The organism is Egbenema bharatensis FJBBOT/2019 (assembly GCF_048077055.1).
GTDB lineage: Bacteria > Cyanobacteriota > Cyanobacteriia > Elainellales > Elainellaceae > Egbenema > Egbenema bharatensis.
Genome location: NZ_CP182236.1, coordinates 4,729,706 through 4,741,732, shown reverse-complemented (window position 1 = coordinate 4,741,732; position 12,027 = coordinate 4,729,706). Strand labels below are relative to the sequence as shown.

Below are 12,027 nucleotides of genomic sequence, written 5' to 3'. Positions count from 1 at the left end.
ATCGTTATTCTATCTCCCGTTCTTTTCTGACCTTTCATTCAGGTAGAACAGGCTTGCATTTTGATTAGTTGATTTTGCGATCGCTTGAGATATATAAAGTTATACGAATAACAATCAAAAAAAATCGCAGTTTGATTCAACTATTTCTTCCGATAGATGTTTTATATCTTTAGGTATAGTGAACTGGGCATACACAGGTACAAATGTGTCTGGATGCGGTCATAGTAAATTTGCTCTTTACCGCTTCAGGCTATAGCCAAGGGAAAAACTGTGGTAGGAAAAATGTGAGTTTTCAACCGATTCAACGATTACAAGGCTTGAGGGTGCTCGTCGTGGACGACAATGACGATGCTTGTAAATTAGTTTCGCTGATTTTAGAGACGTACCAAGTTGAGGTGACGACGGTTAATTCAGTTCAAGAAGCTTTATCCCGATTTGAGGCTTTACAGCCTGATCTCATCATCAGCGACATTGCGATGCCCCAAGAGGATGGCTATTCGTTGCTGAGCCAAATCAGGGCGCGATCGAATCATAAGCTGCCGCCAGCAATTGCAATGACTGCCTATCAAGTGGAGGAAGACGATCAAACCATACGTGCGGCTGGATTTCAGTTTTGTTTAACCAAACCAATTGATCCAGAACAACTCATTACGGCGATCGTTACGTTAAATTCCATTGATAAAACGGTTCATCATGCAAATCCATAAAGTTGCTGTCGGTACATTTTGTTAAATTAGTGGCTAGCGCACTAAAGAGCTAGTCAGGTTTAATGACTATGCCTATTTACGCTGCGCAATCTCATACAATTTATCCCTTCATCCAAGGAGTGGAACAATTAATGAACTCGTTGCGGATTCTCTTACTCGAAGATAGTCTGCTAGATGCGGAAATTATTCAAACCACTCTCCTGGATGCAGGTATCTTCAGCGAATTTATTAGAGTAGATAACCGCAATGATTTTGTGAATGCATTAGAAACCGATGTATTTGACCTGATTATTTCTGACTATTCATTGCCCAGCTTTGATGGTTTCTCTGCATTAGATTTTGCCCAGGCACTTTGCCCTGAAATTCCTTTTATTTTAGTTTCAGCTGCTCTAGGAGAAGAAGTGGCGATCGAAGCACTCAAACAGGGGGCAACGGATTATGTGCTGAAGCAACGGTTAGGACGGCTAGTTCCCTCCGTACAGCGGGCCCTGAGGGAAGCAAGAGAACGACAGCAGCGACAACGAGCTGAAAAGGCTCTGCGCGAAAACGAAGTCCAGTTTCAAAGACTGATTGCCAACCTCCCAGGCATGATTTGTCGATTCACTTCCTGCGAGGCTAATACGGAAACCGTTACCTATACCTATGTCAGTTCTGGCATTCGTGAATTGTTTGAACTGACCCCAGAAGCCGTACTTCAGGATGCCAGGGTGATCTGGAATCAGATTCATCCGGTTGATTTTCCATCCTTCAAAGATTCGATGAGCACGGCAGTACAGCAGGGTTGTTCATGGCACTGGGAGGGACGGATCATCACTCCCTCTGGGCAGACGAAATGGATTCAAGGTAGTGCCCGTCCTGAGCAACTGATCGATGGCAACGTCTGGGATGGATTACTGTTTGACATCACCGATCGCAAGCAGATGGAGCAAGCCCTATCCCTGGAGGAACGGCGATACCGCAGCCTGTGTAATGCCATTCCACAACTGCTGTGGGTCAATGATGCAGATGGGAAGATTCAATTTTTTAATCAACGCTGGCAAGAGTATACCGGAGTGGTTGATCTGACTGCGGGCATTGGGTTATGGCGCAACGTAATTCACCCAGACGACCTTCAGCCCGTTTCCCTCATCCGCGATCGGGCGGTTGTGGCGAAGGAAGCCTATGAGGTGGAGTGCCGTCTGAAACAGTTTGATCAAACCTATCGCTGGCACTTAGCCCGAATTGTTCCCCTCAAGGATGAGCAAGGGCACGTATTGTCCTGGTACGGTACAGCAACCGATATTGATGATATTAAACAAATGGTTGCTGGGCAGCGGTTTTTGGCTGAAGCCAGTTCTGCCTTAGCGACATCACTTAACTATCAGGCGACGCTGACAAGAATTGCGCAACTGGTGGTACCGTTTTTGGCAGACTACTGCTTTTTTGATGTAGTGAAGGACGATCACGAGCAGACGATCGAGCGAGTGGCCTGGCATCATGGCAATCCCCAGAAGCAAGAGTGGATGAATCAGATCGTCAATTACATTCCACCGATGTCTGTGAAGCACCATCCCGTGAGCTATGCTTTGCTGAAGGGAAGTGCGATGTTCATTACCCATGTGACGGAGGAGTGGCTGCAATCCATCGCCCTTAGTGCTGAACATCTTCAGTTTATGCAGGCGGCAGAACTGCGATCGTTAATGACCATTCCGTTAATTGTGCAGGATCGGATCCTGGGCGCACTCACATTTTGCTTCACATCTGATTCCGATCGTCATTATACCCAGGCTGATTTGACCTTAGCGAATGAACTGGCGCACCGGGCAGCCCTCGCCCTGGACAATGCCCAACTATATCAGCAAGCGCAAAATGCCAATCGGGCCAAAGATCAGTTTTTAGCGGTGCTCTCCCATGAACTCCGCACTCCCCTCAATCCCATTCTGGGCTGGTCAAAATTACTGCAATCTCCTGGCAAAGATGAATCGGTAATTAATCGTGGATTAGAGGCGATCGAACGGAATGCGAGACTGCAAACCCAACTGATTGAAGATTTACTCGATATTTCCCGGATTCTGCGGGGTAAGCTCCAACTGGACATCAGTTCAGTCAATCTGCGATCGGTAATTGAAGGGGCGCTAGATACCATCCGCCTTGCCGCTGAAGCAAAGTCAATTCAGATCCAGACGCGATTTGATCCGGCGGTGAACTGCATAGCGGGTGACTTTAACCGATTGCAGCAGGTTGTCTGGAACTTGTTATCCAATTCAGTTAAATTTACCCCGGAAGGCGGACGAATTCGGGTTTCTCTCCAGTCGATCGATTCCTGTGCGCAGATTCAGGTTACGGACACCGGCAAGGGCATTACCCCTGGTTTTTTACCCTATGTTTTTGATTACTTTCGGCAGGCAGACAGTAAAACAACCAGACAGTTTGGCGGACTGGGTTTAGGGTTGGCGATCGTGCGTCATATTGTAGAAATGCATGGTGGGACGGTTGAGGCGAGCAGTCCTGGAGAAGGGCAGGGGTCAACGCTGACCATCAAATTACCGATTCCAAACAGTCAACCAGGTCAGAACGACAATGCTTCCCGCTTGAATGCTTCATCTGAATCAATTCCTCCTACCTCCCTTCAACCCCTGAGCAGTATTCAAATCCTGGCGGTAGATGATGATCCAGATGCGTTAGAACTTTTAGTCTCGATTCTGAACTATGCAGGGGCGACCGTATTTGCGGCTAGCTCTGCGATCGAAGCTCTCAATCTGTTTAGACAGACTAACCCGGATGTTCTAATCAGCGATATTGAAATGCCCCAGATGGATGGGTGCGAGTTAGTGCGAGCCATTCAAGCCTTAACTGCTGCCCAGGAAACTTTACCGGTCACCATTGCCCTGACTGCCTACGCTGAGGAAATTCATCAACAGCAAGCCCTGGCTGCCGGGTTTCAACTCTACATCACTAAACCCGTTCAGCCCCACGAATTAGTAAGAACGATCGCCATGCTAACTCAGTCACCGAGGTAATTGAATCCCCTGTGCGATCGTTCTACTTCCCTGACTGGGCGGGCAAGACTTCGGCTTGAGCTCAGTCGAAACGCTGCCCACCCCACAAGATTTTCGGGTTAATTAATTGGTATTTCTGAGTTAGCAAAGGGATTTCTAAATGATCTGGAAGCAAACTGACTGGAAACTAAACATCTTCCTTCACAATAATATGGTTGCGCGAGTCAAACGTAATTTTGCCTTCCTGTTGCAGCTTGCCCAGTAACCGCGTCACGGTCACTCGCGTGGTACAGCAAACGCTAGCAAAGTCATGGTGGGTTAAACGAACTCGCAACCGAACGCCATCTTCCACAGGCTGACCAATTTCTTGTTTGAGAAGAGAAAGCAGGTGGCTCAGGCGATTTTCAACTCGGAGTTGTCCATAAATGGATAAAAAGCTTTCCGTTTGTCGTAGGCGTTGTTCCAATAATGGTAATAGAAACTGTGCTAAACGAGGCGACTGAGAAATTTCCGTTAACGGAATTGAAACCAGTTGCATCTTGGATAAGGCGATCGCTTGATAGGTTTGAAGGGCAGTCAAGCTAGAGCCAAAAATCATTGAATCTCGAACCAAACCGATCAACATTTCTTCGCCGCGATCGGATAAAGTTGTGAGTTTTGCAACACCACTGGCAACAAGCCAGATTTTGCTTGGTTCAAGGGAAATAATTTCTCCTTTACTGTAGTAATGCAGCGATCGGTCTTTGAAGGCATCATAATCTGCACTCTGTAAGGCTGATTCAACCCGCTTTGACTCTGTTACATCCTGCAACAGCCAGTACAAAACATTTTCTCCCGTCTCCCAGTCTGTGGTGGCACTGATGGTTAAATTTGCATTAAAGTAATTCCCACAGTAACGGTGCAGCCGTCCAGATAATTCAATGCGATTTCGCTGATGAATTTGAGATAGTTTAGCCTGGAGTAAAGGTAAATCTTCCGCTAATACTAAATGGGCTAATGATTTACCACTTAAAAACTGTTGTTGGGTATTAAACAACTCAGCAGCGGCTCGATTCGCTTCCTGAATTTGTAAGTCTGAGTCCGTGACAAGATAAGGAGTAGGAATCAATTCAAACAAAGTTTGATATCGATGCTGTCCGCCCTCCACTTTCTTCTGCACATTGGCAAAAAGATCCTGTTGCCGTGCCAACTCTTCCATTGCTAGCTGTAGCGATTCAGAAACAATTCCTAGCTCAACTAAAGCAGTCGGCAATAAGTCCGCAGAGGACAAAGTGGAAGCATTAACATTTTGATACAGCGCAGACAATCGTCCGCGTATCTTTTCTATCCGATGGCTCAGTAAGTTCACATTACTCATATCGCTCTGTACCGTTTCGCTACTTCGAAGAATACGCTTTTAGAAGGATTTTTCTCAGTTCACCTTCTTGGGTTATTCATTCGTCAAATTCTTACTTTGATTTGTCCGAATTTCACGCTACGCCGTGTCTTCATTGTCCGATGTCTTGCTTTACCCTATCATTCACACCTGGGTTTTAAACTTCCTATGGGAATAGATTAGAAACGGGCGAATTCTGCCTCTATCATAGAGATTAGCAATTTAAATCTTTGTAAAAATAACTTGTTTTCTCAAATACAAATCTACTTCACATAGCCCTGAACTCCCGGTAGACGCTGAAAAATGTGGATGATAGCTAGGCTGATTGACAGTACGATCGCTGCTTCACTAACAAAACTTAGTACTCATCCAACGCCCAGAGGAGCGAATCGCTTTAGCAATAAAGCCGGAACAATGACCGGAATCCCTGCACTGATGCAAATCAAGGCTTGTGCCACACTCAGCGGCTGAGTATTAAATAATGGGTTGATGATGGTCACCTGACTAAAGAAAAACTGAAAGATAAAAACGCAAACTACACCGATCGCAGGAATATAAGCAACTGTGCGCGTGCGATCTTTGAGATAAGAAAATAGAGATGGAATAAATTGGCTAATGCTTAGCAGGTAAAAGGTTTCAGCCGCAACGAGGGTATGAACTGACATTGTGCGAGCCAGATTGATATTGCCTGTGGTTCGCAGAATCCATTCAAACATGCCAAAAACAGCGATCAGATTGAAGAAGGAAATAAGCAGGATGCGCCATAGTAATTTACCCGTAAGGAGGGGTTGATTGGGGGGCAGGGGCGATCGCTCCATGGTGCCTTTTGATTTTGGCTCAAAGGCTAGGGTGGCACTGAGCGCAACCGAACTCACCATATTGACCCAGAGAATCTGAACCGGCAAAATCGGTAGGGTGGCGGCAGCAAGGATTCCCACGAGAATGGTCATGGCTTCTCCACCATTAACAGGCAAGATAAAGCCAATGGTTTTCATCAGGTTGCCATAAACAGTACGCCCTTCTTCTACAGCGGCTTCGATCGAAGCAAAGTTGTCATCGGTCAGCACCATATCGGCGGCTTCTTTAGCCACTTCTGTCCCTGTAACCCCCATAGCAATGCCGATATCTGCTTGCTTTAAGGCAGGTGCATCGTTCACGCCATCACCCGTCATGGCGACCACTTCGCCTCTTTCTTGCAAGGCTTCCACGAGGCGTAATTTTTCAGGACTTACGCAAGACCGCTATGGGTAGGGACTAGCCAATCGAGAGAATAACCCGTACAGTAACGCTATTGCTGAGCGCGATCGCCCTTTGATGACCTTTAGCAAACTCGATTACTGCCAATACTTACTGAGCAGTCAGACGAACTTTACACTGACTCACTTGGCTGAGCATCTGCAAACGTTTAGCCATGACACGATTAATCGCTACCTGAGTGGGGAGAAGCTGACTCCCCGGTTGTTGTGGGAGCAGGTCAAACCGCTGCTCGTCAGCGACCCGGACGGATACCTGTTGTTTGATGACACGGTGTTAGACAAACGCTTTAGCCAGTCGATTGAGTTGGTCAGGCGGCAGTACAGCGGCAACGAGCATCGGGTGATTCGAGGCATCGGGTTGATTAGCTGTGTCTATGTCGAGTCCAAGAGTGGGCAGTTTTGGGTGATTGACTATCGGTTGTACAACCCGGAGGGAGACGGCAACAGCAAGCTCGACCATGTGGCAGACATGGTGCAAGGGGCGGTCTATGCCAAGCAGTTGCCCTTCAGTACCGTCTTGATGGACAGTTGGTACGCGGCTAAGAAGCTGATGGCGCTGATTGAGGAGTTAGGCAAGATGTACTACTGCCCCTTGAAGACCAATCGCTTAGTCGATGATAGCGGGGGGAGCGAACCCTACAAGCGCATTGACCAACTGCACTGGAGCACCACAGAAGCGAACAGGGGCAAGACCATCAAAATTCGTGGATTCCCCAAAGACAAGAAGGTGAAACTGTTCCGTGTCATTGTCTCTACCGACAAGACGGAGTACGTCGCCACCAACGACTTGTCTCAAGATTCGACGGACGACACGCAACAGGTGTGTGCCGTGCGCTGGAAGATTGAGCAGTTTCATCGGGAAGTCAAGCAAACCACGGGCATTGAAGCGTGTCAGTGTCGCAAGCAACGGATTCAAAGGAACCATATTGCCTGTGCCCTGCTGGTGTGGACTCGGTTGAGACAGCTAGCAGATGCGATGGGAACCACGCTGTACCAACTCAAAACGCGGTTGCTATCGAACTATTTGATTGAGCAATTGAAGTCACCCACTCTACCTATGCGATTGAGCAGCGTCACCCCTCATATTTAGTGTCTTTGCGTAAGTCCTGAACAAGAAAAATTGGTAAATTTCATACTAAAAATGGCCCAATTTAGTTTTTAGCCTTCATTGAGGTTGCTGAAGAATATTCACAGGAAACTGCAATGGCAGAACAAAATCAACCAAAATCGCTCAAAAGACAGCTTGGCATGACTGGTGCGATCGCTCTGGGGCTAGGTTCGATCGTGGGAACAGGAGTTTTTGTCAGTCTGGGGCTTGCGGCTGGAGTGGCTGGCCCGTCAGTGATTATTGGATTAGCGATCGCTGCTTTTGTGGCCACCTGTAATGGTTTGAACAGTGCCCAGCTTGCGGCGAATCATCCAGTCAGCGGTGGAGCCTATGAATATGGCTATCGTTATCTCAACCCCTGGTTAGGCTTTACGGCAGGGTGGATGTTTTTGATTGCCAAATCTGCCTCTGCGGCTACGGCTGCCCTGGGTTTTGCGGGTTATTTGCTCAACCTGCTCGGTATTTCAGCCGCTCGGGGCTATCTAGTGCCAATTGCCTTAGCTGCCGTGGTGATTCTGACCGGGCTGATCCTGCTGGGCATTCGCCGCTCGAATATAGTCAACATCGGCATTGTATCCATTACGCTGTTGTCCCTCGTATTCTTTATCCTGGCGGGTTTGCCTCTTGTGGTTGAAGCTGGATTTGATAACTTTACGCCCTTTGTTCTGGCTAATGGAGAGACCCCAGACGGTCTTGCGGAGGGACTGGGGGCAGTGTTGCAGGCAACCGCTCTGATGTTTGTCGCCTACACGGGCTATGGCAGAATTGCCACCCTGGGGGAAGAAGTCCGAGAACCCAGTCAAACAATTCCCAGAGCCATTATCACCACCTTGATTCTGACCATGACGCTGTACATGGGCGTGGCGATCGTCGGCATTGGTTCGGTCGGGGCGGAAACGTTGGGGAATGTGACCCGGGAAGAGGTGGCACCGCTGGAAGTGGCCGCACGGAATTTTGCGGTTCCTGGGAGTGCCGTGATTTTGGCGATCGGTGCTGTAACGGCAACATTGGGCGTGTTGCTGAATTTGATTTTGGGTTTGTCGCGGGTACTGCTGGCAATGGGTCGGCGGGATGATATGCCCAGCGTCGTGGCCCGGGTGCGGGAGTCCGGCTCAACCACAACCCCTTACATGGCAATTTTAGTCATGGGGGGAGCCATTGCCGCTCTGGTTTTGATTGGCGATGTCAGAATCACCTGGTCCTTCAGCGCCTTCACGGTTCTGATTTACTACGCCCTCACCGACCTGTCAGCCCTCCAAATTCCGGACGAAGATCGGCTGTATCCGAAATGGATCGCCTGGGCTGGCTTAATGTCTTGCCTGTTTCTGGCGTTTTGGGTGGATCAACAAATCTGGCTGGTTGGCTTGGGATTGATTGCGGCTGGGTTACTTTGGCGACTGGCTATCCGAAATCTGTCCGCAAAGTATTCCCAGGATTGATCAGGTTCAGATCTGGTGGGGTTCAGACACAGTCAGATCACAGTCAACGAGGCAGTGAGAATGGAAAAGTAGCGATCGGGTTTTGGTCATCCACTGTGCCCGTCAGGGTTTCCGTGTTGCCCTGTACCAGTAGGGTCAGGTTAAAGGGAATCGGCCCGGATGAGTTGTCACAACGGGTAAAGAGGTTGACCGTAACGGTGTAGTTGCCCTGGGGAGCCTGGGACGGTGGCCAGAAAATATTCTCGATCGGGCTGGAGGTTTGATCAGAAAAGCAGCCTGCATTGGCATCCACATCAAGCTGCCCCCCCGATGGTACGGCTCGGTTGTAATAGGCAACTATCTCACCATTGGGATCGGTCACTGCTAAATCCAAATCATCTGTGCTTGTCCAGCGTAGCGTCACCTGAATGTCTCCCGTTCCCAGTTGTGGTTCCCCTGCCGGAGCAGCAACCTGAAGTTGGGGGGGAGTCGGACAAATTTGCGATAAATCGATCAATATCCCGTCAAAGTCAATCAGGAAGCAACCCTGATGTTCCTGGGCGACTGCGGGAGGGGTTCGATCGCCGGAAAACGGAACCAGGAGAACAGCGGAAAGGATGGCAAATCGTAGATATTTCCACATGATTAAGGGTGCGCTGACAGCTTTAACTTTGCAGGAGTAAACGGTAGTATGAACGAGATCTAAGCTTGCTTACTGGCTAGCATTCCCTATTTTGCAGAGGGACTATCGAAAACTTGTTAAAACCGAGATCCATCTGCAAGCAATTTCTGCTATTTCTGAATGCATCTCTGGATGCCCTCTCCCGATGCCCTCTTTCGATGCCCCTTCCTGTTTCCTGAGTTCTGGCGATCGGACTCCGCTTCAGCTAATTCACTTCCCATAAAGAATTTTAACAGGATTTCGCCGAAAATCCAGTAATTTGCTTGAATAAGCCAGTGGCATTTTTTGTGGTCGTAAGTTATTGTTTGGTGATTAACCAGTATCTAGAGAAAATTAGCAGTGTCCGAAGGAGTCTAAGAAATGAACGATCCGATCGACTCGAATCAAACTGGACTGATGAGGCGTGCACGCACGACGTTAGTGGGGATTGCATTAGGGGGCTTGGTGGCGGGTGGGGTATTGCTGACCGCTTCCTCCGCATCAGCCCAGGCAGCCTATGGCAGCTACATTGGGTTTGGCGGTTCCGTAGGGCTAACCGATGGGGGAATTGATGGCGGCAGTACCTCTGGTGGTCTAATTTCCGTGCGCTATCGTTTCCTGGAAGCTCCCATTTCTCTGAGAGGTCAGGTTTTAATTAGTGACACCTCCGCCTTTGTACCAACGGTATCCTACGACATCCCCCTGGACTGGCAAACTGATGTTTATCTGGGGGCTGGGATGGTTTTACAAAGTAGTGAAGACGGTACATCTCCCCTGGGTAATCAGTCTGCCTTTGTCTTGCAGCCCGGCGTAGACTACAGTTTCCCCTACAGTAATCTAGTGGTTTTTGGCAATGCCATCATTGCCTTTGATGCTTACAAAGAGAGCAACAACAATGCCACATCCATTCAGGCAGGTGTTGGGGTTCGATTCTAGGTAAGCCAGTTCGATTCTAGTAGCTCAGTAAGAACCTAAGTAAGAATCTAAATGCGGCAAGTCAGGTGCCTGCCCTACGATATCAGATCTCGATCGCCTATCCGTAGTGCAGGCTTCTAGCCTTCACCCCTGAAATTCGGTACCAGTGCTCCAGTCCAGGGTTGTTAAACTTGCACCAGGAGCGGCTAGAAACCTGAAACGGGGTTTGAGTCAGGCAAAGCATCGGTGATCTGCAATCTTTTCAGGGTAATGCTCTGGACATAGCAAGTCTAGTTACCCAAGGGGGCAACTGGAACGGTTATTGAATGTGCATGGCCCTCAGCATGTGGTAGGTAATCAGGAGTTGCGTCAGTGCCAAAGGGTAGCTCTGAAGGGTTTCGCCCGTTGTCCCTACCACCTTACCCAGGGTATCGTTCCCTTCCACACTACAGAATTTGCCCAGATACGGTACTTCGCTACACAGCATCCGCTCTAGCTGCCGCACTTGTTCAGCGTTGGCATGGCCATCAACCCCCAAGACATCAACGGGTTTGCCCATATCTCGATCGAGTTCCAACCGTACTGCTGACCCCAGGTGGTTGCCATCGGAATCCAGAATATCAGTGAAGTCTGGGTGGGGAATGGTGGGACGCAGGATAAGGCGCACATTCAGCAGTAAGTTGTCCTGATCTGTCTCACCGTTGGAAGGATAGAAGCTAACGACGACATCAGCCCACTGGCGTTGGGGGCGGATAAATGTCTCTGAGTCGGGTTGGCGTTGGCGCAGTTGTTCTTTAACCTGTTCTTCTGTGTAGCCGCGCTTGCGAGTATCCCGACGAATTTTCCAGGTAGCCCGGAGATCTTCAGGCGGAGCCAGGTATACTTTGACATCATAGGTATTGCGCATGCCCCGCGTGGAGTAGCCGAGCAATCCTTCAACAATGACAAACTTACTGGGTTTAATGTACTCTGGCGGATCAAAGGCTCCAGTGCTGTGATTATAAATTGGCTTCAGAATAGACTGCCCGGTGCGGAGTAAGCTGAGATGTTGCTGGATAATATCCAGGTAGTTGCAATCGGGATGAAGTGCGGAAATTCCCAGATCTGCCCGTTGTTTGCGATCGTAGCGGTGGTAGTCATCCGTGCAGATAATCGTGACATTTTCTTCGCCCAAGATCTGAGCTATGCCACGAGTCAGGGTCGTTTTGCCTGCGGCACTATCACCGACAATGCCGAGAATAATGGGGCGATCGGGCATGGAACCTCCTGGGCGAAAGTTGGGACTGGGACGACAGTTATGAAAGCTGAATCAGTTTCATTATTCTAAGGGTATTCGGGAAGATTGCGGGATCGGTGTTAAGGTCAAGTTTCTTATTGACTCAAGCAGGAAATCACGTACGACCTGAGGCTTCGGAAAACGCTAAGATTGAATTCTTCATCAAGTTTTCATAAAGTGCCTATCCAAAAACTCACTATGAGGTTTTGAAATCTCAAGCCTTGGGTCGGGTTTCTGGATAGGTGCAAAGAAGGTTCAGGGCATAGCACTACAACCCAGGCAGTGGCGATCGAAACAACGGCGATCGGGTTTCCTGAAGCCATCTGATACTTG

At 48.8% G+C, this 12,027-nt stretch carries 8 protein-coding genes and 1 pseudogene; 5 read left to right on the top strand and 4 right to left on the bottom strand.

Translation table 11 applies throughout. The annotated features are described in order from the left end of the window. Window positions 1-284 precede the first annotated feature (284 nt). The gene (locus ACM1PF_RS21910) at window positions 285-707 is read left to right on the top strand and encodes a response regulator (RefSeq protein ID WP_416666876.1); all 423 of its coding nucleotides are present in this window, start codon (window positions 285-287) and stop codon (window positions 705-707) included. A 131-nt stretch (window positions 708-838) separates the two neighbouring features. Continuing rightward, entirely contained in the window at window positions 839-3,706 is a 2,868-nt protein-coding gene (locus ACM1PF_RS21905; RefSeq protein WP_416666874.1) for a response regulator, read from the top strand. Between the two features lie 166 nt (window positions 3,707-3,872). Here ACM1PF_RS21905 and ACM1PF_RS21900 read toward each other — a convergent pair whose 3' ends face one another. Then, on the bottom strand, window positions 3,873-5,042 hold the full coding sequence (locus tag ACM1PF_RS21900; RefSeq protein ID WP_416666873.1) for a PAS domain S-box protein: 1,170 nt from the start codon (window positions 5,040-5,042) through the stop codon (window positions 3,873-3,875). A gap of 383 nt (window positions 5,043-5,425) precedes the next feature. Further along, window positions 5,426-6,292: pseudogene (locus ACM1PF_RS21895) on the bottom strand (HAD-IC family P-type ATPase); the annotation flags it as partial. Window positions 6,293-6,374: 82 nt separating this feature from the next. Here ACM1PF_RS21895 and ACM1PF_RS21890 point away from each other — a divergent pair. Both ACM1PF_RS21890 and ACM1PF_RS21885 read left to right on the top strand, forming a co-directional pair. After that, window positions 6,375-7,406 (top strand): IS701 family transposase, encoded by a 1,032-nt coding sequence (locus ACM1PF_RS21890; RefSeq protein WP_416666870.1) that lies wholly within the window; start codon window positions 6,375-6,377, stop codon window positions 7,404-7,406. Between the two features lie 113 nt (window positions 7,407-7,519). After that, window positions 7,520-8,863 carry an APC family permease gene (locus ACM1PF_RS21885; RefSeq protein WP_416666868.1) on the top strand — a complete coding sequence of 448 codons (1,344 nt, stop codon included), beginning with the start codon at window positions 7,520-7,522 and terminating at the stop codon, window positions 8,861-8,863. A gap of 43 nt (window positions 8,864-8,906) precedes the next feature. Here the strand turns inward: ACM1PF_RS21885 and ACM1PF_RS21880 are convergent, their stop codons facing one another. Further along, on the bottom strand, window positions 8,907-9,485 hold the full coding sequence (locus tag ACM1PF_RS21880; RefSeq protein ID WP_416666866.1) for a hypothetical protein: 579 nt from the start codon (window positions 9,483-9,485) through the stop codon (window positions 8,907-8,909). Window positions 9,486-9,884: 399 nt separating this feature from the next. Between ACM1PF_RS21880 and ACM1PF_RS21875 the strand changes: the two genes are divergently transcribed. Then, window positions 9,885-10,439, top strand: a complete 555-nt coding sequence (locus ACM1PF_RS21875) for a hypothetical protein (protein WP_416666864.1) — start codon at window positions 9,885-9,887, stop codon at window positions 10,437-10,439. 298 nt (window positions 10,440-10,737) lie between these two features. On the opposite strand, the gene ACM1PF_RS21870 is transcribed toward ACM1PF_RS21875, so the two are convergent. Further along, window positions 10,738-11,676 (bottom strand): phosphoribulokinase, encoded by a 939-nt coding sequence (locus ACM1PF_RS21870; protein ID WP_416666862.1) that lies wholly within the window; start codon window positions 11,674-11,676, stop codon window positions 10,738-10,740. Window positions 11,677-12,027: the final 351 nt, after the last annotated feature.

What these genes read in the sequence shown, in the direction of transcription:
- ACM1PF_RS21905 (WP_416666874.1), top strand. Translation starts at nt 839, where the DNA reads ATGAACTCGTTGCGGATTCTCTTACTCGAAGATAGTCTGCTAGATGCG.
- ACM1PF_RS21900 (WP_416666873.1), bottom strand. Translation starts at nt 5,042, where the DNA reads ATGAGTAATGTGAACTTACTGAGCCATCGGATAGAAAAGATACGCGGA.
- ACM1PF_RS21890 (WP_416666870.1), top strand. Translation starts at nt 6,375, where the DNA reads ATGACCTTTAGCAAACTCGATTACTGCCAATACTTACTGAGCAGTCAG.
- ACM1PF_RS21885 (WP_416666868.1), top strand. Translation starts at nt 7,520, where the DNA reads ATGGCAGAACAAAATCAACCAAAATCGCTCAAAAGACAGCTTGGCATG.
- ACM1PF_RS21880 (WP_416666866.1), bottom strand. Translation starts at nt 9,485, where the DNA reads ATGTGGAAATATCTACGATTTGCCATCCTTTCCGCTGTTCTCCTGGTT.
- ACM1PF_RS21875 (WP_416666864.1), top strand. Translation starts at nt 9,885, where the DNA reads ATGAACGATCCGATCGACTCGAATCAAACTGGACTGATGAGGCGTGCA.
- ACM1PF_RS21870 (WP_416666862.1), bottom strand. Translation starts at nt 11,676, where the DNA reads ATGCCCGATCGCCCCATTATTCTCGGCATTGTCGGTGATAGTGCCGCA.